This window comes from Streptosporangium lutulentum (genome assembly GCF_030811455.1).
In the GTDB taxonomy this organism is placed as follows: domain Bacteria; phylum Actinomycetota; class Actinomycetes; order Streptosporangiales; family Streptosporangiaceae; genus Streptosporangium; species Streptosporangium lutulentum.
Map to the genome: position 1 here is coordinate 4,192,550 of NZ_JAUSQU010000001.1, position 21,959 is coordinate 4,214,508.

Below are 21,959 nucleotides of genomic sequence, written 5' to 3' on the forward strand. Positions count from 1 at the left end.
CCTAAACTGCGGAAACGCTCCTCGGGGTCCTCCCCAGGCCGACGAAGGCGACGGTGGCCGCGAGCGTGAATCCGGCCAGGACGAGGGCCATCGGCAGCGCCGAGACCCCGTCGCCGATTCCCACCAGCGGCGCCGCGACCGCGCCGATCGCGAACTGCAGCACGCCGGTCAGCGCCGAGGCGCTCCCGGCGATCTGCTGGGGCTGGCCCGCCAGCGCGAGCGCGCCGCTGCCCGGCAGGACGAAGCCCGCGCCGCACATCATCACGAACAGCGCGGTGATCAGCACCCACAGGGGCAGGTCGAGCAGGGCCGTGGCGAGCAGCGCCGCGGCTCCGACCGCGTTGAGGAACAACCCGATGAGGATCAGCCGCGCGGGGGTCATGCTGCGGCCGGCGAGACGGCCGCCGATCTGCGCGGTGACGGTCAGGCCGAAGGAGTTCAGCGCGAACACCAGGGAGAAGGTCTGCGGCGAGGCGCCGTACACCTCCTGGAGCACGAACGGCGAGCCGGAGATGTAGGCGAACAGGCCGCCGAAGCCCAGTCCGCCGGCCAGCGCGCTGGCCATGAAGGACCGGTTCCGGAGCAGATGACCGAAGGTGACGAGGGTGTGCTTGAGCCCGCCGCCCTCACGCCGGTCGGGCGGGAGCGTCTCCCGCACCCAGAACAGCGCGGCGGCCAGCAGCAGGAGTCCCGCGACGCTGAGCGTGACGAAGACGCCGCGCCAGGAGGTGTGGTTGAGCAGTTGCGCGCCCGCGACCGGGGCCAGGATCGGCGCCAGGCCGCTGACGAGCATGAGGGTGGCGAAGATGCGGGCGATGGCCGCGCCCTCGTAGAGGTCGCGGACGACCGCGCGGACGATGACCAGCGCGGCGCCGCCCGCGATGCCCTGGAGCAGGCGGAGCCCGATCAGCCCGTACACCGAGGGCGAGAACGCGCACAGCAGGGAGGCGACGGCGTAGGCCGTGATGCCGAGCACCAGCGGCGTCCGCCGTCCGCGCACGTCGCTGAGCGGGCCCGCGATGATCTGCCCGACGGAGATGCCGATGAGACACGCGGTCAGGGTGAGCTGCACCTGGGCCTGCCCGGTGGCCATCTCCCCGGCGATGGCGGGCAGCGCGGGCAGGTACATGTCGATCGAGAGGGGACCGATCGCCGACAGCGCTCCCAGAATGAGCAGCAGCCCCTTGCGCCGTGTGATGGGCGCGACCTCCGGCTCGATGGCAGCCGCAGTCATACTCTGTCCCCTTTTTGCTCGCAGGCCACGATGGGCCCACGAGGGCCAGAGCGTCTCAACCACAGCTAGACGAGTAAGTCCGATGTCTGGGGCCGGTGACCGGGCATGAAGAGAGGGCGTTCAAGATCATGTTGTGACGCAAGACCTGAACACCCTCTTGACCGCACTATATGTGAAGATCGACGACAAGATCGGAGGAAGCCGATCGATGGGCAGGCCGCCGCTGCTCAGCGACTCCGAGCTCGTCTGCCTGGCGGTGGCCCAGGCGCTGCTCGGTCACCACTCCGAGGCCCGCTGGCTGCGCTTCGCCCGCACGCACCTGTCCGGCATGTTCCCGTACCTGCCGCAGCAGTCGGGCTACAACAAACGCCTGCGCGCGGCATTGCCCCTGGTCAAGCAGATGATCCGGGAGCTGGCCACCGACAGCGACTTTTGGTTCGACAACCACTGGATCGTTGACTCCACACCGGTGCCGTGCGGGATGTCGCGCCCAACCGTGCAGCGCTCGAACCTGGCCGGCTGGGCCGGCTATGGCTACTGCGCCTCACACTCCCGGTTCTTCTGGGGCCTGCGGCTGTATCTGGTGTGCACCCCGACCGGCATGCCGATCTTATGGGCGCTGGCCAACCCGAAGATCGGCGAGCGGGAGGTGCTGGCCGCGATGCTCGAGGTCGATGCCGGCCTGATCGCCGAACGCGAGGGCATTCTGCTCATCTGCGACAAGGGTTTCGCCTCCAAGCCTTTTGAGAAGGAACTCGCCGCCCACGGCATCGACCTGCTGCGTCCCTCCCGCAAGCGGGAGAAACAGCGGCACGGCGAGCCAATGCTCAAGAAGGTCCGCCAGCTCATCGAGTCGGTCAACGACACTCTCAAAGGCCAACTCGACCTGGAACAACACGGCGGACGGACCTTCGAGGGCGTCGCCGTCCGCGTCGCCCAGCGCATCCTGGCGATGGCCGCGGCAATCTGGCACAACAACAAGACCGGAGCCCCGGTCACCCGCTCGCTGATCGCCTACGACCACTGATCACATCGGACTTACTCGTCTAGGTCATCCGAATTCCTTAGAGTCGTAAATTTCCGTAAAAATATGCAGACGTGATGCTTTGTGGGCGTCCGGGCGAGGAGTGAAGGCAGCCGCCGCCCGGCGTCCAAACGGCGGGCCGGCCGGACCGGTGAACGGCCCGGACCGTACGCGTTCCCGTGCCGGGACCGCGTACGGCAGCCGGTTTCCGCGGGATTCGCCCCGCGCCCTCCGCCGGGAGGGAGCCGGACGGGACGGGCTCCGGATCGGTGGTCCGGCAACGTGACCGGCGGGAGCAGTCCCTAAACTCGTGGCCATGGAGTCCCCAGCCGTCGAGATCATCGATCTGGTCAAGAGATACGGCAGAACGACCGCGATCGACGGCCTGTCCTTCAGCGCCGCCCGCGGCGCCGTCACCGCGATCCTCGGTCCCAACGGCGCGGGCAAGACCACGACCGTCGAGATCTGCGAGGGGTTCCGGCGAGCCGACGGCGGCGCCGTGAACGTGCTCGGGCTCGACCCCTCCCGGGCCGAGCTCAGGGCGAGGGTCGGGGTGATGCTCCAGGCCGGAGGCGTACCCCCGGCGATGCGCTGCGGGGAGTGGTTGCGCCTGATGAGCCGTTTTCACGCCGATCCCCTGGACCCGGCGGCGCTGCTGGACCGCCTGGGGCTGACCGAGCACGTCCGCACGCCGTACCGGAGACTGTCGGGCGGCCAGCAGCAGCGCGTGTCGCTGGCCGCGGCCGTCATCGGCCGCCCCGAGCTGGTCTTCCTCGACGAGCCGACCGCGGGCCTGGACCCGCAGGCCAGGCACGCCTGCTGGGAGCTGGTGGACGACCTGCGCGGCGCCGGGGTCTCGGTGGTGCTCACCACCCACCACATGGACGAGGCGGAGAAGCTCTCCGACCAGATCGTGATCATCGATCACGGCAGGGTCGTGGCCGAGGGCACGCCCACCTCGCTGACCGGCGCCGAGCGGCAGCTGCGTTTCCGCGCCCGGCCGGGGCTCTCCCTGGACGAGCTGCTCGCCGCGCTGCCGGGCGGCAGCGCGGCCAAGGAGTCGCCGTCGGGGCACTACATCATCGAGGGCCAGGTCGGGCCCGAGCTCCTGGCGACCGTGACCACCTGGTGCGCCGCGGAGGGCGTCACCGCGGACGACCTGAGCATCGAGCGCCGCACCCTGGAAGACGTCTTCCTCGAACTGACCGGCCGTGAGCTCCGATGACGCCCTCCCCGTGCTCCCCTCGCCTCTCCTTCCCATCTCACCGACGAGCACGGCCCGCCCCCCGGCGCATGCGGCCCGCGCCAGACCGCAGGAGAGCACGATGACGACCCTGGACCTCACCCCCGCCCCGGGCGCCGCGCCGCTGAGCCGGATGGTGGCGGCGCAGGCGGGCGCGGAGATCCGCTCCATGCTCCGCAACGGCGAGCAGCTCCTGCTCACCATGATCATTCCGGTGCTGCTGCTCGTCGGCTTCTCGGCCGCCCCGCTGGTGGACGTCGGCGGCGGCTCCCGGGTGGGCTTCACCACCCCCGGCGTGCTCGCGCTGGCCGTGATGTCCACCGCCTTCACCGGGCAGGCCATCGCGACCGGTTTCGAACGCCGGTACGGCGTGCTGAAACGGCTGGGCGCGACGCCGCTGTCGCGTACCGGGCTCATGCTGGCCAAGACGCTCGCGGTGATCGCCGTGGAGGTCGTCCAGGTGGTGATCCTCAGCGGGGTGGCGATCGCCCTGGGCTGGCGCCCGGAGGGTTCGCCCTTGGCCGCGCTCCTGCTGATCCTGCTGGGCACCGCCGCGTTCAGCGGGCTCGGCCTGCTGATGGCGGGCACCCTGCGCGCCGAGGCCACGCTCGCCGGGGCCAACCTCGTCTACCTGGTGCTGCTCGGCTGCGGCGGGGTCATCTTCCCGCTGTCGAAGTTCCCTGAGTCGGTGCAGCCGGTGCTGGAGGCGCTGCCGATCTCCGCGCTGACCGGCGGGCTCCGCTCGGTCCTGACCGACGGCACCGGGCTGCCGCCGGCCTCGGCGGCCATCCTCGCGGTCTGGGCCGTGGTCTCCCTGTTCATCACGGCGCGCACCTTCCGCTGGGAATGACCCGCGAGGCATCTCGCATCGCGGACGTGCCTCCTAAAGGGACGTCCGTCGTTAGTAAGGTCTGAACCACCGTATTGCACCTGGCACCAAGGAGTCCCGTGACCGCTCAAGCCCCGGACGGGCCCGCAGAGCCGTACGAACCGGGGCTGCCCAGGTCCGGAGCGCTGCTGCGCGCCGCGGCCGACGCGATCCCGCCGTCCGGGCTCGTGCTGCTGGCCATCCTGTCCGTGCAGGTGGGCGCGGGATTCGCCAAGGACCTGTTCTCCCAGCTCCCGCCGAGCGCGGTGGTGTTCCTGCGGATCGCGATGGGCGCGCTGATCATGGGGGTGGTCGCCCGGCCGCGGCTGAGAGGGCTGACCCGGGCGGACCTCGGGGCGGGTGTGGCGTTCGGCGTGACGCTGGGCGTGATGAACCTGTCGTTCTACGAGGCCCTGGCGCGGCTGCCCATGGGCATCGCCGTGGCGATCGAGTTCCTCGGCCCGCTCGGCGTGGCGGTGGCCGCCTCGCGCCGCCGCATGGACCTGCTCTGGGTCGTGCTGGCCGGGTCGGGCGTGGTGCTGCTGGCCCCGTGGGGGACGGCGACCTCCCGGATCAGCTGGGCCGGGATCGGGTTCGCGCTGGTCGCGGCGGTCTGCTGGGCGGGCTACATCCTGCTGTCGGCCTCGGTGGGCCGGCGTTTCCCCGGCACGACCGGTCTCTCCTTCGCCATGATCGTGTCGTTCCTGCTGATCGCCCCGGTGGGGATCACCACGGGCGGGGCCGATCTGCTCCAGCCGGAGTTGCTGCTGATCGGGCTCGGGGTGGGCCTGCTGTCCTCGGTCATCCCCTACTCCATCGAGCTGGAGGCGCTGCGCAGGATGCCCAAGCGGGTGTTCGGCATCCTGATGAGCCTGGAGCCCGCGGTGGCCGCGATCGTCGGCCTGCTCGTGCTGGGCGAGGTGCTCGACGTGCGCGAGTGGGCCGCCATCTGCTGCGTGGTCGTCGCCAGCGTCGGCGCGACCCGCGGCAGCCGCTGACCGCGCCGTCGCGGGGACTACTGCGGGGGCTGGGCCCAGATGCCCCGGACGTGCTGGATGTGGTCGCGCATCAGGTGCTCGGCGGCGCTCGCGTCGCCGGCGGCGAGCAGTTCCAGCAGGTCGAGGTGCTCGCGGGCGGATTCGGGGAGACGGCCCCGCTGGTGGAGGGCGGACAGGCCGTACAGGCGGGCCCGCTTGCGCAGGTCGCGCACCACCTCCACGAGATGGGCGTTGCCCGCCAGCGCCAGGAGTTCCACGTGGAAGCGGAGATCGGCGTCCACGTAGGCGAGCAGGTCGCCGCGCTCCGCCGCGTCGACGATCTCCTGAGCCACCGGGCGGAGCAGGTCGAAGCTCTCCGCGCGGGTTGCGTCGGCCAGCCTGGCCACCGTGGGTACCTCGATGAGCCTGCGGATCTCGGTGAGCTCGTCCAGATCGCGGTCGGACATCTCGGTGACCCGGAAGCCCTTGTTGCGCACCGCCTCGACCAGGCCCTCCTTGGCCAGGTCGAGCATCGCCTCGCGCACCGGAGTCGCCGAGACCCCGAACTGGGCGGCCAGCACCGGCGCCGAGTAGACCGTGCCCGGCCTCATCTCACCGGTGATCAGTGCTGCCCGCAGCGCGTGAGCCACCTGCTCCCGCAGGCTCTGCCGCTCGCTCACGACCGGCAGGTCGAGCCGGTCTTCCGCCGAAGAAGCCATGCCGGCGCCTCTCATATCCCTCACGTCCACGCCTCGTAGGCGGCGACCGCCACCACCAGGTCCTCCCAGGCCATGCCAACGCTTTTGAACACCCGGGGACCCGGCCCCGGGTGCACGGCACCGGTGACCAACTCCCGGAGGTTACCCGCGAGATGACCAGTGGTGATCGTACCGCTCCGCAACGGGACGATCAGGTCCCCCGCCTCGGCCAGGGCGGCGCCGCGGGCTTCGACGAAGACGGTGGCACGGGCGACGAGATCGTCGTCGATCTCCCGGGCGTCCGGCTCGTGGGAGCCGATCGCCACCACGGTCGCGTCGTCGCGAGCGAGCCTACCCGCGAACAGCGGCACTCTGGCGCTCGTGCAGCAGGCGATGAGCTCGGCCGCCTCGGGACCGGCCTCCGTGTCCGCCCGGAGCCCCTCGGCCTCGCAGCGCGCGGCGAACGCCTCCGCCTTCACCGGGTCCCTGGCGATCACGATCACCCGCTCCACCGGCCGGACCGCGCGGAAGGACTCGACGTGTCCCCACGCCTGCGGGCCCGTGCCGAACACCGCCATCGTCGCGGCGCCGGGCCCGGCCAGGTGCCGTACGGCGAGCGCGGAGACGGCGGGGGTGCGCAGCGTGGTGAGCGCGATGCCGTCCATCGCGGCCAGGGGGGTGAGGGTCTCCCCGTCCATGAGCAGGTAGGTGCCCTGGATCCGGGGCAGCCCGCGCGAGGGGTTGGCCGGCGCGACCCCGGCGATCTTGATGCCCGCGTGGGCGCCCCACGTGGCGGGCATCAGCAGCAGTTGCCCCGCGGGGACCTCCACGACGGGCCGCCGCGGGGTCTCCTCCGGGTCGAGCCCGCCGAGCAGGGCGTCCTGTAGCACCCGCACGGCCAGCGCCGGCGGCACCAGCTCGCGCAGGGTCTCGCCGTCCAGGTACGGCAGGCCGCTCATCGGAGGGTGAACCCCGTGCCCACCGGGTCGCGAGGATCGAGCGCGAACCGGTGCTCTCCCGTGCGGTAGGCCATGCCCTCCACCTCGGCGACGATCCCGCCGTCGGTCACCTCGGCCACCCGGGCGAGGAAGGAGGTGCCCACGATGCTCTCGTGGACGAGCGTGCCGGTGAAGCCGTCGTCGTGCAGCAGCGCCAGCCGGGCGGCGGTGCCCGACCCGCAGGGCGAGCGGTCCACCTCCCCGTCGGCGAAGACCGTCACGTTGCGCTGGTGGCCGGGGCCCAGCTCGTCGTGGAAGATGACGCCGTAGATCCCGGAGAGCCGGTCGTCGCCGGCGTGCCTGGCGGCGGGGTGGCCGGCCAGGGCGGCCTTGACCGCCCGGCCGAGCGCGATCAGCTCGGTGAGGTGCTCGGGGACCACGCTCAGCCCGAACGCCGCGGCCGGAACCGAGGCGTAGAGGGCGCCGCCGTAGGAGACGTCGACGGCGAGTCCCGCGAGGCGGCCGGCCTCCGCCCCCGCCGCGGCCCCGGCGGGCGGCGAGCCGAGCTCGACGCCTCGCGCGACCACGTAGGAGGGGACGTTCCGGAAGGTGACGGCCTCGACCCGGCCCGCCACGCAGCGGACCCTGGCCGTCACCCTGCCGGAGGGGACGTCGACGACCACGTCGGTCTCCCCGTCCGGATCGGCCTTGACCAGCCCGCTGTCCACGGCGTAGACGCCGAGTGCGATGGTGCCGTGGCCGCAGGCGGTGGAGTAGCCGTCCTTGTGCCAGAACAGCACGCCGAGATGGGCGCCGGGGTCGTCCGGGGGGACGAGGAAGCAGCCGTACATGTCGGCGTGCCCGCGCGGCTCGTGGCAGAGCAGCCGCCGCACGGCGTCGATCTCCGGAGCCGCCGCCGCCTCGCGGCGCTCCAGCACCGTGTCACCGGGGATGCCGGGCACCCCGGCGACGACGATCCGGAACGGCTCCCCGGCCGTGTGGTAGTCGATCGCCTCGATCATCTGGGTCCTTCCGGCTGGAGGCCTCGGGCTTCGGTGGCGTGTTTCGGCAGCGGGGAGGCTGTCACGGGCTTCCGTTCCGCCGCACTCCGCCGAGGTAGGCCTCGACCACCCGGGCGTCCTCGCGGAGCTCGGCGGCGGGACCGTCGAGCACGCACTCGCCGTTCTCGATGACGTAACCCCGGTGAGCGATCTTGAGCGCGGCGGTGGCGTTCTGCTCGACGAGGAGGACCGAGGTGCCGTCGGCGTTGATCCCCGCGATCAGCTCCATGACGGAGGCGACCACCAGCGGGGCCAGGCCCATGGAGGGCTCGTCGAGCAGCAGCAGCCTGGGCCCGGTGATCAGCGCCCGGCCGATGGCCAGCATCTGCTGCTCACCGCCGGAGAGCGTGCCGCCGTGCTGGCCACGCCGCTCGGCCAGGCGGGGCAGCAGCCCGTAGACGCGTTCGATCCGCCTGCGGATCTCGGCCTGGTCGCGGACCAGGTAGCCGCCGAGCTGCAGGTTCTCGTGCACGGTGAGCGTGCTGAAGATCTTCCGGCCCTCGGGGACGTGCACCAGGCCGCGTTCGGTGATCTTGTGCGGCTTCTCCCTGGTGACGTCCTTCCCGTCAAAGACGATCTTTCCGGCGCTGGGCCGTACCAGGCCGGAGGCCGCCGCCAGCGTGGTGGTCTTGCCCGCGCCGTTGTTGCCCAGAAGGGCGACGATCTCTCCCTCCGCGACGGTGAGGGACAGGCCGCGCAGGGCGTGCACGCCGTCGTAGTGGACGTCGAGTCCTTGGATGTCAAGCATGGGCGTCGCTCCCGAGGTAGGCCTCGATGACGGCCGGGTTCCTGCGGACGTCCTCGGGGCGGCCGTCGGCGATCTCCTTGCCGAAGTTCAGCACGACCACGCGTTCGGAGACCTCCATGACCAGGCCCATGTCGTGCTCGATGAGCACGATGGCCACGCCCAGCCCCTGGATGCGCCGGATCAGCTCGAGCATCTCCTCCTTCTCGCCGTGGTTGAGCCCGGCCGCGGGCTCGTCGAGAAGCAGCAGGTCGGGACGGCGGGCGAGCGCCCTGGCGATCTCCGTACGGCGTTGCTCGCCGTAGGGCAGGTTGCGGGCGGCGCCGTAGCGGTCGCCGCGCAGGCCGACGAAGTCCAGCCAGTGGTGGGCCTGCTCGGTGCACTCCTTCTCGGAGCGGCGGTAGCGGGGGGTGTGCAGCAGGGCGTCGAAGACGCTCTGCCGCAGCCACAGGTGCGATCCGGCGCGCACGTTGTCCAGGACCGACAGCTCGCCGAACAGGCGCAGGTTCTGGAAGGTCCGCGCGACGCCGAGGCTCGCGACGGCCGACGGCCTCAGGCCGGGAAGGTCCTTGCCCCGCAGGGTGATCCGGCCCGAGGTCGGGCGGTAGAACCCGGTGACGCAGTTGAAGGCCGAGGTCTTGCCCGCGCCGTTGGGCCCGATGACGGAGACGATCTCCGCCTCGTCCACCGAGAACGAGAGCCCGTCGATGGCCACCAGCCCGCCGAAGGACAGGCGCAGGTCCTCCACGCTCAGCAGGCTCACGAGACCTCCTTGGAACGGGCGGGCCAGAGCCCCTGCGGTCGCAGGAGCATGACGATGATGAGAAGGATGCCGAACAACAGGAAACGGTAGTCGGCGAGGCCCCGGAGGATCTCCGGCAGGATGCTGATCACGACGGCGCCGATGACGACGCCGGGCATCGAGCCCATGCCGCCGAGGACGACGGCCATCAGGACCAGCGCGGACTGCAGGAAGGTGAAACTTCCCGGGGAGATCGCCGACAGCTGCGAGGCGAACAGGACCCCGGCCAGACCGCCCCAGACGGCCCCGGCGATGTAGGCGGCGAGCTTGACGCGGTAGGTGTGCACGCCCATGGCCTCGGCGGCGTCCTCGTCCTCGCGGACGAAGCGCCAGGCCCTGCCGAGCCGGGAGCGGCCCAGGCGGGCCGCGCCGAGGACCGCCAGCGAGACGACGACCACGGTGACGTAGTAGAAGATCACCGGGCTCCCCACCAGGTGCGGGATGCCGTAGATGCCGGAGGGGCCGCCGGTGACGTCCAGGTTGTTGGCGGTGATCCGGATGATCTCACCGAAGCCCAGGGTCACGATGGCGAGGTAGTCGCTGCGGAGCCGGAGGGTGGGCGCGCCGATGACGATCCCCGCGATGACCGTGACCACGATGACGGCGGGAACGGTGACCAGCAGCGGCAGGTCGAAGCGGGTGGAGAGCACGCCGCTGGTGTACGCGCCGACCGCGAAGAAGGCCACGTAGCCGAGATCGAGCAGGCCGCAGTAGCCGACCACGATGTTCAGCCCGGCGGCGAGCATCACGAAGATGGCCGCGCTGGTCATGACCGACAGCGCGTACGGCGTGGCGTTGACGAAGGGGGCGAGGAGCGCGATCAGCAGACCGGCGACCCCGGCCCACTTGTTCTGCATCATCCGCGACACGCGCGTCGGGGGCTTGTCCGTGCCGAGGCGCCGGACCTTGGTCGTACTCATACGCGTTCCGTGACGCGCTCGCCGAGCAGGCCCGTGGGCCGCACGGTCAAGAACAGGATCAGCACCCCGAAGGCGAACACGTCGCGCCACTCGCCGCCCAGCCAGTACGTGCCGAACGACTCCAGCAGCCCGAGCAGCAGCCCGCCGAGCATCGTGCCGGGGATGTTGCCGATCCCGCCGATGACCGCGGCGGTGAAGGCCTTGAGCCCGATCAGGAAGCCCATCATAAAGTCGATCTTCCCGTAGTAGGCCCCGGCCATCACCCCCGCGGCCCCGGCCAGGGCCGAGCCGACGAAGAAGGTCCGGGAGATCACCGAGTTCACGTTGATGCCCATCAGCGCGCTGGTGCGCGGGTCCAGCGCGATGGCCCGCATCGCCCGGCCCTCCCGGGTCCGGGTGACCAGCAGGTTGAGAGCGATCATGAGGACGACGGCCACGCCCATGAGGACGAGCTGCTGGAGGGTCAGCCGGGCGCCGAGGAACTCCATCGAGGTGCCGCCGAGCCGGACCGGGTAGACCTGCGGGTCGGCGCCGGCCACGGCGCGCATGCCGTACTCCAGGGCGAAGGACGCGCCGACGGCGGTGATCAGCAGGGAGAGCCGGGGGGCGCGGCGCAGCGGCCGGTAGGCGATCCGCTCCAGCGCCACCCCGGCCAGGCCGGTGACCACCATGGTCGCCAGGAGCACCACGAGCAGCAGCGGCAGGGCCATGGACGGGGAGACGCCGCCGACCGCTCCGAGGATGGCGAAACCGACGAAGGCGCCGAGCATGTACAGGTCGCCGTGGGCGAAGTTGAGCAGCTTGATGATCCCGTAGACCATGCTGTAGCCGAGGGCCACCAGGGCGTAGAACGAGCCGACGAACAGGCCGTTCCAGATGAGCTGGGTCACGCGGTGACCTCCTTCACCGGCCGGGCCGGGGCGCCGGTGAGGGGGTCGTGCCCGCGGGCGCCCTCACCGTCCGCCCGTGCGGCCGGGACGTACTTGATCATTTGAGGGCGTCCTGCAGGATGAACTTGTCGCCCTTGACGACGAGGATCTGGAAGCCGCCGCTGGCCAGGGTGTGCTCGGGGGTGAACTTCAGGGGCCCGGAGAACATCGAGAACCCGTCGATCGCCTCGAGCGCGGAGACGACCTTGGCGCCGTCGGTGCCGCCCGCCTTGGTGATCGCCTCGGCGGCCAGCCGCACCGCGTCGTAGGCCTGGTTGGAGTAGGGGCCCGGCTCGGCGTTGTACTTCTTCTTGTAGGCCTCGATCCAGCCCTCCGCGCCCTCAAGCGTGTCGGGGGTCTGGGTCATCGTGGCGTAGACGCCCTCGGCGGCCTCGGCGCCGGCGATCTCCATCAGCTTGGGAGAGACCGAACCGTCCCCGACCATGATCGAGCCCTTGTAGCCGGCCTGGCGGAGCTGGCGTGCGATCAGGCCGCCCTCCTGGAAGTAGCCGGTCCAGTAGACGAAGTCGGGTTTCTTGTCGAGCACGTTGGTGATGTTGGCGCTGTAGTCGCTCTCCTTGGGCGTGACCGCCTCGGTGATCACGGCGTCGGCACCGCCGGGCGGGTCGAGCAGGGCCTGGGTGCGGACCGCGATGTCCTTGGAGTAGCTGGTGTTGTCGTGCATCAGCGCGACGCTCTTGGCGCCCTGCTTGGTGATCCACTTCTCCGCGGTCGTGGCCTGCTGGGAGCCCGTGCCGTTGATCAGGAAGACGTTCTTGAGCTTCTGGTCGACCAGTTCCTGGGAGTTGGCGGCCGGAATGATCATCGGGATGTTCGCCTTGGCGAAGATCGGCAGGGTCGGCAACGTCGCGCCCGAGCAGTAACCGCCCACGGAGACGTTCACCCCCTCGGTGACCAGCTTGTTCGCTCCGGCGGCCGCGGACTGGGCGTCGCAGGCGTCGTCGGCGGTCTTCAGCTGCAGCTGGCGGCCGAGCACCCCGCCCTTGGCGTTGATCTCGTCGACCGCGAGCTGCGCCGCGTTGCTCATGTAGGGACCGATGGCCGCCTCGCTGCCAGACTGCGGGATGAGCATGCCGAGGACGATCGGACCGTCCTGCTTCGCGGCCTGGTCGCCGCTGTCGCCGCCGCCGAGCAGGCCCTGGCCACATCCGGTGACCAGGAGACCGAGAGCGGCCAGGGAGGCGAAGGACTTCAAGGGGATGGCACGCATGTGCGGCTCCTCACATCGAATGATGTGTGACATTGCACTCGGCGTGGCCGGTTGCGTCAAGGGCCGAAACACGACCGTTAACGTTCATACACTGTTTCGCCGCATCTGGGAGGAATCTCACAGTAAATCCCCTCCCGTAACCGCGGCTTTCGTCCTGGCCGTCACCGCCGCCGACCGCCCGCTGACCGGTCACCGCCTGCGAACCACCCGCGAACCGGTCACGGCCGCCAACCGCCCGCTGACCGGTTCGCGGCCGCCAACCGTCCGTGAACCGGTCACGGCCGTGAACCGTCCGGCTCAGGCCGGGAGTCCCCGGCCTTCCCGATCGAAGAGGATGTCAGAGCAGGAAGCCCTCGGGGAAGGGGTCACGAGGGTCGAGGAAGTACTGGGCGGTACCGGTGACCCAGGCCCGCCCGGTGATGGTCGGAACCACCGCGGGCAGACCGGCGACCTCCGTCTCCTCGACGAGCCGCCCGATGAACCGGGTGCCGATGAACGACTCGTTCACGAAGTCGGTGTCCAGCGCGAGCTCGCCCCGGGCGTGGAGCTGGGCCATCCTGGCGCTGGTGCCGGTGCCGCACGGCGAGCGATCGAACCAGCCGGGATGGATGGCCATCGCGTGCCGAGAGTGCCGGGCGTCAGAACCCGGCGCCGTGAACTGCACGTGGTGGCAGCCCCGGAACCCGTCGTCCAGCGGGTGGACGGGCTCGTCCTGCTCGTTGATCGCCTGCATGATCGCCAGACCCGCGTCGAGGATCTGCTGCTTGTGCGAACGCTCGAACGGCAGGCCCACCGACTCCATGGGCAGGATCGCGTAGTAGTTGCCGCCGTAGGCCAGGTCGTAGGTGACCTCGCCGATGCCGGGCACCTTGACCGTGCGGTCCAGACCGGCGTTGAAGGAGGGCACGTTGGTGATGGTCACGGCCGTGGCCGCGCCGTCCTCGACCTGGACCTCGGCGACGACCAGGCCCGCGGGGGTGTCCAGCCGGATGGTGGTGACCGGCTCGACGACCTCCACCATCCCGGTCTCCACCAGGACGGTGGCGACCCCGATGGTGCCGTGGCCGCACATGGGCAGGCAGCCGGAGACCTCGATGTAGAGCACGCCGTAGTCGGCGTCGGGCCGCGTGGGCGGCTGCAGGATGGCCCCGCTCATCGCCGAGTGACCGCGCGGCTCGTACATGAGCAGGGTCCGGATGTGATCCATTTCGGCCAGGAAGTGCTTCCGGCGCTCGGCCATGGTCGAGCCCGGGATGACTCCCACCCCCCCGGTGATCACACGGGTGGGCATGCCCTCGGTGTGGGAGTCCACCGCATGAAAGACCCTTTTCGTCCTCATCAATTCTCCTCGCGGGGGGATGGTCGCCTTACAAGGCTATGGATGCTTCGACCGCCTAGCGCAGGCCCTCGGCCAGGACCTTCTCGGTGGCGGCGCGGACGACGGCCTCCTGCTCGGCGACGAGCGGCAGCCGCGGCGGACGGCACGGGCCGCCCTTGCGCCCGGCCAGGTCCATGGAGAGTTTGATCGCCTGCACGAACTCGGGCTTGGAGTCCCAGCGCAGCAGCGGGTGCAGGTCGCGGTAGAGCGGGAGCGCGGTGTCCAGGTCCCCGGCCGCCGCCGCCCGGTACAGGGCCACGGTGGACGCCGGCAGCGCGTTGGGGAAACCGGCCACCCAGCCGACCGCGCCGGCCAGCGTCAGCTCCAGCAGCACGTCGTCGGCGCCGACCAGCACCTCCAGGCCGGGGGCGAGCTCGGCGATCTCGTAGCTCCGGCGGACGTCGCCGCTGAACTCCTTGACCGCCACGATCAGGCCCTCTCCGTGGAGCCGCGCGAGCAGCTCAGGGGTGAGGTCCACCTTGGTGTCGAAGGGGTTGTTGTAGGCCACCACCGGCAGGCCCGCCTTGGCCACCTCGCGGTAGTGCTCCACCACGATCCGGTCGTCGGCCCGGTAGGCGTTCGGCGGGAGCAGCATCACCGCCCGGCATCCGGCGTCACGGGCCTGCTCCGCCCAGCGGCGGGCCTCCAGCGCGCCGTAGGCGGCGACCCCCGGCATGACCCGGTCCCCGCCGACGGCCGCGACCGCGGTCTCCACGACCGCGGCCCGCTCCTCGGGGGTCAGCGTCTGGTATTCGCCCAGCGATCCGTTCGGCACCACGCCGTCGCATCCGGAGGCGATCAGCCACCGGCAGTGCTCGGCGTAGCCGTCCAGGTCGGCCGAGAGGTCCTCGCCGAGGGGCAGCGCGGTGGCCACCATCACGCCGTGCCAGGGCTTCAGGCGGGTCGTCATCGCAGTAATCCTTCCAGTGGGGTCGAGTCAGCCCGAAGGGGGTCGGGTCGACGCGGCGAGGTCGCCGAGCCTGATGGGCTGGGCGATCGGGCGCCGGGGCGCCGCGGGGTCCTCACCGGCGAGACATGCGACCGCGTAGCCGCATATCCGGCCCTGACACCAGCCCATACCGGGGCGTGCCAGCAGTTTGACGGAGCGCGCGTCGGTGGCGCCCAGTTCCTGCGCCTCGCGCACGGCCGACAGGGGCACCTCCTCGCAGCGGCAGATCAGGGTGTCGTCGCGGAGCCACCCCATCCAGCCGGGCCGCACCGGATAGGCGCTCTGCAGCGCCCGCGCGAAGGCGGCGAGCCTGTCCCTGCGCCGGGACAGAGCCGGATCGGGCGGCACCCGGCGGCCCAGGTCCGCGGCGGCGGTCCGGCCGGCGAGGCGTCCCTCGACCTCGGCGAGCACGGCTCCGCCGACGCCGGTGGACTCCCCCGCCGCGTACACGCCGGGCACGCTGGTGCGCAGGCCCGCGTCCACCGCGACGACCGGGCTGCCGTCGGCGTCGCCGCGGGTCGCGCAGCCGAGCTGGACCGGCAGGTCGAGCTGGGGGACGAAACCGTAGCCGTAGGCGAGGGTGTCGCATTCGACGGTTCGCGTCGAGATCGGCCGCCAGCCGGAGTCCAGCCTGGCGACGGTGACGTGGGTCAGCGCGACGTCGCCGTGCGCGGCGATCACCGCCTGGCGGCCGTGATAGGGAACCCCGTGGCGAGCCAGCCGCGCGCCGTACCCGAGGGCCTCTCCCGCCTTGCCCGCGGCGAGCAGAGGGTGTGCGGCGAGCCCGAACCGGCCGTTGGCCTCGTGGACGCCGAGCACCTTCGCGCCCGCGTCGGCCAGCCCCGCCGCGACCGGGAGCAGGAACGGTCCCGTCCCGGAGACCACGACCCTGCGGCCGGCGACCACGAGGTCGCCCTTGAGCAGTGCCTGCGCGCCGCCCGCGGTGAGCACGCCCGGCAGGTCCCAGCCGGGGAACGGCACCGGCCGGTCGTGCGCCCCTGTGGCGATCAGCAGCCTGCGCGCGGTGATCGTGCGGGGCCGTTCCTCGCGGTCGCCCTCCAGGCACCGTACGGTCACCGTCTCATCGGCACGTTCCACCGCCCAGACCCGGTGGCGGAGCAGCACGTCGGCCCGCCCGCGGAGCGTGTCCCACTGCCGCACGAACCTGGCGAGGCCGTGGTGGAGCGCGCCGGGGTCCTCGGCGTGGAAGCCCTCCGGCGGGTGCCGGAAGTACTGGCCGCCGGGCCTGGCCGCGGCGTCGAGCAGCACGACGCTCAGCCCGGCGAGGGAGGCGGTGAGCGCACCGGCCACCCCTGCGGGGCCCGCGCCGACGACGGCGAGGTCGTAGATCGGCTTCATCGGCCGCTCACCGCTCCCCGTCCGCGTCGGAGGCGGACCCGTCGGGGACGGGCGCGTCGGCCCGCGGGCGGTCGCCCGCGTTGTGGCCGGTGGTCACCAGGTCTCCCGGGCGTGCCTCGGTCAGGCAGGCACGCAGGGAGGGAGCGCCGTTCACCGTGACCAGGCAGTCGAAGCAGACGCCTATCCCGCAGAACAACCCGCGGGGGCGTCCGCCGAACCGGGTGACGCGCCAGGAGCGGATGCCCGCGCCGTGCATGGCGGCGCCGACGGTCTGGCCGGGGACCACGGGGACGGGGACGCCGTCCACGCTGATCTCGAACTCCGGCTCGGGCCGCGCCCTCACCAGGCGGTACGGCTGCCTCATCGGCACTCCTCCTTCGTGAAACGGTCCGGGCGGAAGGGGCCGAGGTCCAGGTCGACATGGACGTCGGCCAGTGCCTGGGCGATGAGGTGACCGGTGGCCGGGGCCAGGCCGATGCCCGCGCCCTCGTGCCCGCAGGCGTGATAGAGGCCGGGCGCCCGGGGGTCCTCGCCGATCACGGGAAGGTGGTCGGGGCAGTAGGGCCGGAAGCCGCAGTAGGCCCGGATCGCCCTGCGCTCGGCGAGCGCGGGGAACAACGCGACGGCCTGGGCCGCGAGGCGTTCCAGCACCGGGACGGAGATCGTACGGTCGAAGCCGACCCGCTCGCGGCTGGCGCCGATGAGCACGGGCCCCGCCGAGGTGCCCTCCACGACGGCGGACGTCTCCAGACCCTCCGCGTCACTGGCCACGGCGGTGACGTAGGCGGCGGTGTAGACCTTGTGCCTGATCAGCGGCTTCTCCAGCGGCTCCGTGACCAGGATGAAGCCGCGCCGGGGCAGGACGGGGACGTGCACTCCGGCCAGCGCGGCGATCTCTCCGCCCCAGGTCCCGGCGGCGTTGACGACGGCTCCGGCGAGGATGTCGCCGTGGTCGGTCCTGACGCCGGTGACCCGGTCGCCGTCACGGACGAAGCCGGTGACGGTGACGCCGGTGCGCAGCATCAGGGCGCTGTCACCGAATCTCTCCGCGCCCCGCCGGATCAGCCTGGCCGCCGCCAGCATGGGCTGGACCTGGGCGTCCTGAGGATAGAACACGCCTCCGGCGAGGCCTTTTGTCAGGTGGGGCTCGTAGTCGCCGAGCTCGCCGGGGGCGACCACGGTGTGCTCAAGGCGTTGCCCGGCCGCCAGCGAGGTGAGCGCGCCGAGCACCTCATCGGTCTCGGCGACCACCAGCCCGCCCTTGGCCTCGAACTCGAACCCGTCACCCGGTCCGGAGGCCGCCAGGTCGCGCCAGAGACGGTTGGAGAGCAGGGCGAGGTCGAGCTCGGGGCCCGGCTCCTTGTCGGAGACCAGCACGTTGCCCTCGCCCGCGCCGGTCGTGCCGCCCGCCACGGGCCCCCGGTCGACGACCACCACGTCCAGCCCCGCACGGGCCGCGTAATAGGCGCAGGCGGCCCCGACCATCCCGGCGCCGATCACCACGACGTCCGGCATCGCTCACCTCACTCCGCACCTCGACTCGGCAGTACTATGTCACATACCTTTAAAGGGATCAATGGGAACTTCGCTCACATTCTCCAGCTCAGCCGACCCGTACCCGGACGACCCGGGAGGCACGCCGTACGCACCGGGGCGAGCCGTACGCCTGACGCGCACGGGGTTCGGAGCCGGGCGCGCACGGGGTCCGAGGCGGGACCGACCACCTCGCCGCCTAACATGTGAGCCGTGAAGCAGCTCCTTGACCAGACCAGCGGCAACGCCGTGAAACTGTGGCAGACCGTGTGGTCCCCCACCCACGTCACCATGCGTCGATGGGCTCTGGCGGCGGTGGTCGTCAACGCGGGCATCACGGTGAGCGGCGCGGCCGTGCGGGTCACCAGCTCGGGGCTGGGCTGCCCGACCTGGCCCAGGTGCACCCCGGACAGCTTCGTCCCGGTCGCCCACAACGAGACCGCGCCGATCAACATGGCCATCGAGTTCGGCAACCGGATGCTGACCTTCCTGGTCCTGGCCGTCGCCCTGGCCTGCCTGGTCATCGCGATGAGGCTCCTTCCCCGCCGCCGCGACCTGGTCCGGCTGGCCTGGATCCAGCCCGTCGGCGTGGCCGCGCAGGCGCTCTGGGGCGGCCTGGTCGTGCGGAGCCTGCTCAACCCGGTCACCGTGAGCGTGCACTTCCTGATCTCCTCAGGCCTGATCGCCGCCGCCTACGCGCTGTACGCCCGCTCTCGCGAGGGCGACGCCCCACCGCGACGTCTGGTCCACCGCGACATCCGCACGCTCGGCTTCGCGCTCACCGCCACGGTGTTCGCCCTGCTCATCGCGGGCGTGGTGGTGACCGGCACCGGGCCGCACTCCGGCGACCAGCTGGCCTCCCGGTTCCAGTTCGACATCGAGAGCGTGGTGAGGGTCCACACCGACCTCGTCTACGTCGTGCTCGGCCTCACCTTCGCGCTGCTGTTCGCGACCCACGTCACCGACGCGCCGGGCCACGTGCGGCGGGCGGCGCTGACGCTGCTGATCGTCGAGCTGGCCCAGGGAGGCGTCGGATACGTCCAGTACTTCCTGGGAGTGCCCGCGGCCCTGGTCGACCTGCACGTGCTCGGTTCGACGCTGGTGTGGATCTGCACGTTGCGGGTGGTGTTCGCGATGCGGTCGCGGGACCCGCTGAACGCGACGGCCGCGGACCTGGACGAACTCGACACCGTCCGCACCTGATCCGGGCTGCTCGACACCGCCCGCACCCGACCGTGACAATGACCGCATGCCGGTGTCACGCGGGATCCTCCGACTCTCCTACCAGGGCGCGGTGCTGCTGAGTGTGCTGGCGATCGCACCGCTGACCTGGATGTGGCTGGCCGGTTCCGGGCATCGGGTGGTCGCCGGCTCCTCCCCTGTCTTCCCCGGGCCCCGCGAGACGAGCCTGGAGGCCGCGCTCCGGCCGGAGTGAGCGCCGTACGGCCCGCGAGCGGGAACCCTACGGGCCGGGCCGGTATCCCGGTGAGGCCTCGCCGCCGGGGGGCACGGGCTGCGGCACGGGGAACTGCGCGCGGGCCCCCGCCATGCACTCCAGCAGCGCCTGCTGCTCCTCGTCGAACGTGCTCTCGTCGATCACGCCGCGCCTGGCGCGCTCGTGGAGCAGGCCGAGTTCGGTGGCCGCGAGCTGGTAGTCGTTCATCGCCCGCAGCCCTCCCCTGCCGCCGTGTGTCCTGGCCCACTGCCGGGCCTGGCGGCGGCCGGGCAGGGAGGAGAGCATGTTGACGTCGTACTGGGCGACCAGCCCGGTCGGCCGGTAGGCGGGCAGGTAGCTCTGGATCAGGCCGACGATGCGCTTGCGGTCGCGGAAGATGATCCAGATCATGACGAACAGCACGATCATCAGCAGCAGGTAGGCGACGACCAGGCCGCCCAGGCCGACATAGGACGCGAAGCCGTTCCAGATCCCGTGGAGCGCCATCGCGCCGATCCACCCCGCGGCGATCACGAAGATCCGCATCGACCCCTGGCGCTGCGCCGCGTAGGCCACCGCGACGCCGATCATGGAGGTGAACAGCGGATGCGCGAACGGCGACAGGATCCCCCGCAGCACGACGGTCACCGCCAGGCCCTGCGCGCCCAGGTCGTCGAGGGCGGCCACGTAGTAGCTGACGTTCTCGCTCATGGCGAAGCCGAGGCCGACCATGCTGGCGTAGATGATGCCGTCGGTGGGCCCGTCGAGCTCCGCCCGCTTGAACCTGAGCAGGCCCAGCAGGACCAGCCCCTTCATCGTCTCCTCGACCACCGGGGCGCCGAACGTCGCGGCGAGGTTGCGCGCGTAGTCGTAACCGAGCCGGACGGTGTTCTCGATGTAGAACAGGTTGAAGGAGTTGATGACCCCGGCGACGAGAACCGCCACGCCCGCGCCCCAGGCGAACGCGAAGATCAGATTGCTCCGCGGTTCGGGCTCCATGCGGTCGAGGGCGAGCACGGCGGCCAGCAGGACGGGAACCGGCGCCAGGGCCAGACCGAGCGCGATGAAGAAGTAGACCGGGTCACCGTTCAGCACGTCGAAGGAGAACGACACCAGCCCGCACAACCCGGTGAGGACAAGCCCTGCGATCAGCGCGACGGACGGTCGCTCCCTGAGCACCCACCGGGGATCACGGCTTGCCATGCGGCAACCGTAACCGATCAATCACGACCTGTCCCCTCCACCCCCGCGCATGACCTGGGGTCAACCATAGAAGACACACGCGACGGCAACGAACCGGAAAATGAAGAACCCCCGTGAACGATCACGGGGGCGATGGCCCGACCGGAGCGTCTGAGCCGGCTCAGACGAGCATCGAGTCGATGGCGACGGCCAGGAAGAGCAGCGCCAGGTAGGCGTTGGACCAGTGGAAGAAGCGCATCGGGCGCAGGTCGACGCCGGTCTTGCCCGCGTTGACCCGGCCGAGCAGACGGTGGACCTCCCACAGGCAGGCCCCGCCGAGGACGACGGCCACGGCCGGATAGAGCAGCGTGGTCCCGGCCACCGGCCACAGCAGCAGCGAGCAGAGCACCGTGGCCCAGGTGTAGACGATGCTCTCCAGCACCACGCGGCGCTCGGTGGCGACCACCGGGAGCATGGGGATCTTCGCCGCGGCGTAGTCCTCCTTGTAGCGCATGGCGAGGGTCCAGGTGTGCGGCGGCGTCCAGAAGAACACCACGCCGAAGAGGACCACCGGGGCCCAGCTGAGGCTGCCGGTGACGCCCGCCCAGCCGATCAGCACCGGCATGCAGCCGGCGAGACCGCCCCACACGACGTTCTGGGAGGTCCTCCGCTTGAGGATCATCGAGTAGACGAGCACGTAGAAGAGGTTCGCGGCCAGCGAGAGACCCGCGGCGAGCCAGTTCACCGTCAACCCGAGCCCGAGGGTCGACAGCACGCCGAGGATGAGCCCGAAGATCAGCGCGTTGGTCGGCGGGACCAGGTCGCGAGCGAGGGGGCGACGCCGGGTGCGGCGCATCGTGGCGTCGATGTCGCGGTCGATGTAACAGTTCAGGGCGTTCGCGCTGCCGGCCGAAAGGGTGCCGAACACCAGGGTGTTGACGGCGATCCACAACGGTGGCAGGCCTCGCGCGGCCAGGAACATCACCGGCAGCGTCGTGATCAGCAGCAACTCGATGATCCGCGGTTTGGTGAGGGCCACGTACGCCTTCACCGTGTCGCCGAACGAGTGCGGCGCGGCATCGGATGCCTCGGCCGCCCCGGGAGGGGTCATCGATTGCTTGTCGGTCAGCACCATCTAAGGCGCTTCCAGCACGTGCGGGGTCAACGCATAACCTCTGATTAGAGCGGATCCGTGAATGCGGGCACCAGCCAGCTTTGAGAACTCACTGTAGTTGTTGGGGGGGCCGGTCCCGGCATGGGGTGCTGAAGCCGTACGACGGGCACCCCTCACGGGGCCCGTGCCCGTACTTCTCACGGCTCCCGCGGACTCGCCCCGACCTGGCCTGCGCAGCAGTAAGCGAGGCCGAACCGTTAGGGTCCGGTGTGGGCGGGAAATACCAAACCGGCGCCGCCACTTACACGACAAGATCCGGAGAATGAGCACTTGAGCAGC

22 protein-coding genes are annotated in these 21,959 nt (G+C 71.1%); 6 read left to right on the top strand and 16 right to left on the bottom strand.

Annotated elements, in window-relative coordinates:
* Window position 1 precedes the first annotated feature (1 nt).
* Window positions 2-1,234: a multidrug effflux MFS transporter gene (locus J2853_RS18740; RefSeq protein WP_307559672.1), complete on the bottom strand. Its 1,233-nt coding sequence runs from the start codon at window positions 1,232-1,234 to the stop codon at window positions 2-4.
* Window positions 1,235-1,367: 133 nt separating this feature from the next.
* Here J2853_RS18740 and J2853_RS18745 point away from each other — a divergent pair, with 133 nt between their 5' ends.
* From J2853_RS18745 to J2853_RS18760, 4 genes are all read left to right on the top strand, one after another.
* On the top strand, window positions 1,368-2,261 hold the full coding sequence (locus tag J2853_RS18745; RefSeq protein ID WP_307555729.1) for an IS982 family transposase: 894 nt from the start codon (window positions 1,368-1,370) through the stop codon (window positions 2,259-2,261).
* A gap of 313 nt (window positions 2,262-2,574) precedes the next feature.
* Window positions 2,575-3,483, top strand: coding sequence for an ABC transporter ATP-binding protein (locus J2853_RS18750; RefSeq protein ID WP_307559674.1), 909 nt, complete (start codon window positions 2,575-2,577; stop codon window positions 3,481-3,483).
* A gap of 100 nt (window positions 3,484-3,583) precedes the next feature.
* Complete coding sequence (locus J2853_RS18755) at window positions 3,584-4,351, top strand: ABC transporter permease (RefSeq protein ID WP_307559676.1); 768 nt, start codon at window positions 3,584-3,586, stop codon at window positions 4,349-4,351.
* A 98-nt stretch (window positions 4,352-4,449) separates the two neighbouring features.
* A complete protein-coding gene (locus J2853_RS18760) occupies window positions 4,450-5,367 on the top strand; it encodes an EamA family transporter (protein WP_307559678.1) in 918 nt (305 codons plus the stop codon).
* Between the two features lie 17 nt (window positions 5,368-5,384).
* Here the strand turns inward: J2853_RS18760 and J2853_RS18765 are convergent, their stop codons facing one another.
* From J2853_RS18765 to J2853_RS18825, 13 genes are all read right to left on the bottom strand, one after another.
* A complete protein-coding gene (locus J2853_RS18765; RefSeq protein WP_307559680.1) occupies window positions 5,385-6,065 on the bottom strand; it encodes a GntR family transcriptional regulator in 681 nt (226 codons plus the stop codon).
* A 20-nt stretch (window positions 6,066-6,085) separates the two neighbouring features.
* Entirely contained in the window at window positions 6,086-7,003 is a 918-nt protein-coding gene (locus J2853_RS18770; protein ID WP_307559682.1) for an ornithine cyclodeaminase family protein, read from the bottom strand.
* Window positions 7,000-8,004: a proline racemase family protein gene (locus J2853_RS18775; RefSeq protein ID WP_307559684.1), complete on the bottom strand. Its 1,005-nt coding sequence runs from the start codon at window positions 8,002-8,004 to the stop codon at window positions 7,000-7,002. Before J2853_RS18775 ends, J2853_RS18770 begins: the two co-directional genes overlap by 4 nt.
* Before the next feature lie 61 nt (window positions 8,005-8,065).
* Window positions 8,066-8,791 carry an ABC transporter ATP-binding protein gene (locus tag J2853_RS18780; protein WP_307559685.1) on the bottom strand — a complete coding sequence of 242 codons (726 nt, stop codon included), beginning with the start codon at window positions 8,789-8,791 and terminating at the stop codon, window positions 8,066-8,068.
* Entirely contained in the window at window positions 8,784-9,551 is a 768-nt protein-coding gene (locus tag J2853_RS18785) for an ABC transporter ATP-binding protein (RefSeq protein WP_307559687.1), read from the bottom strand. Before J2853_RS18785 ends, J2853_RS18780 begins: the two co-directional genes overlap by 8 nt.
* Window positions 9,548-10,510 carry a branched-chain amino acid ABC transporter permease gene (locus tag J2853_RS18790; protein WP_307559689.1) on the bottom strand — a complete coding sequence of 321 codons (963 nt, stop codon included), beginning with the start codon at window positions 10,508-10,510 and terminating at the stop codon, window positions 9,548-9,550. The genes J2853_RS18785 and J2853_RS18790 overlap by 4 nt, the downstream gene beginning before the upstream one ends.
* Window positions 10,507-11,400: a branched-chain amino acid ABC transporter permease gene (locus J2853_RS18795; protein WP_307559690.1), complete on the bottom strand. Its 894-nt coding sequence runs from the start codon at window positions 11,398-11,400 to the stop codon at window positions 10,507-10,509. Before J2853_RS18795 ends, J2853_RS18790 begins: the two co-directional genes overlap by 4 nt.
* A 97-nt stretch (window positions 11,401-11,497) precedes the next feature.
* The gene (locus J2853_RS18800; protein WP_307559692.1) at window positions 11,498-12,670 is read right to left on the bottom strand and encodes a branched-chain amino acid ABC transporter substrate-binding protein; all 1,173 of its coding nucleotides are present in this window, start codon (window positions 12,668-12,670) and stop codon (window positions 11,498-11,500) included.
* Window positions 12,671-13,007: 337 nt separating this feature from the next.
* Entirely contained in the window at window positions 13,008-14,009 is a 1,002-nt protein-coding gene (locus tag J2853_RS18805; RefSeq protein ID WP_307559694.1) for a proline racemase family protein, read from the bottom strand.
* Between the two features lie 55 nt (window positions 14,010-14,064).
* Window positions 14,065-14,958, bottom strand: coding sequence for a dihydrodipicolinate synthase family protein (locus tag J2853_RS18810; protein WP_307559696.1), 894 nt, complete (start codon window positions 14,956-14,958; stop codon window positions 14,065-14,067).
* Between the two features lie 27 nt (window positions 14,959-14,985).
* Window positions 14,986-16,356: an FAD/NAD(P)-dependent oxidoreductase gene (locus J2853_RS18815; protein WP_307559699.1), complete on the bottom strand. Its 1,371-nt coding sequence runs from the start codon at window positions 16,354-16,356 to the stop codon at window positions 14,986-14,988.
* Between the two features lie 7 nt (window positions 16,357-16,363).
* Window positions 16,364-16,720, bottom strand: a complete 357-nt coding sequence (locus tag J2853_RS18820; protein WP_307559700.1) for a (2Fe-2S)-binding protein — start codon at window positions 16,718-16,720, stop codon at window positions 16,364-16,366.
* Window positions 16,717-17,871 carry an NAD(P)/FAD-dependent oxidoreductase gene (locus J2853_RS18825; RefSeq protein WP_307559702.1) on the bottom strand — a complete coding sequence of 385 codons (1,155 nt, stop codon included), beginning with the start codon at window positions 17,869-17,871 and terminating at the stop codon, window positions 16,717-16,719. Before J2853_RS18825 ends, J2853_RS18820 begins: the two co-directional genes overlap by 4 nt.
* 231 nt (window positions 17,872-18,102) lie before the next feature.
* Between J2853_RS18825 and J2853_RS18830 the strand changes: the two genes are divergently transcribed.
* Together J2853_RS18830 and J2853_RS18835 are read left to right on the top strand one after the other, a co-directional pair.
* Window positions 18,103-19,092 (top strand): COX15/CtaA family protein, encoded by a 990-nt coding sequence (locus J2853_RS18830; RefSeq protein WP_307559704.1) that lies wholly within the window; start codon window positions 18,103-18,105, stop codon window positions 19,090-19,092.
* A 46-nt stretch (window positions 19,093-19,138) separates the two neighbouring features.
* A complete protein-coding gene (locus tag J2853_RS18835) occupies window positions 19,139-19,324 on the top strand; it encodes a hypothetical protein (protein ID WP_307559706.1) in 186 nt (61 codons plus the stop codon).
* 27 nt (window positions 19,325-19,351) lie between these two features.
* On the opposite strand, the gene J2853_RS18840 is transcribed toward J2853_RS18835, so the two are convergent.
* Both J2853_RS18840 and J2853_RS18845 read right to left on the bottom strand, forming a co-directional pair.
* Window positions 19,352-20,527 (bottom strand): PrsW family intramembrane metalloprotease, encoded by a 1,176-nt coding sequence (locus J2853_RS18840; RefSeq protein ID WP_307559708.1) that lies wholly within the window; start codon window positions 20,525-20,527, stop codon window positions 19,352-19,354.
* 160 nt (window positions 20,528-20,687) lie between these two features.
* Window positions 20,688-21,641, bottom strand: a complete 954-nt coding sequence (locus J2853_RS18845; RefSeq protein ID WP_370879290.1) for a heme o synthase — start codon at window positions 21,639-21,641, stop codon at window positions 20,688-20,690.
* Between the last annotated feature and the right edge of the window lie 318 nt (window positions 21,642-21,959).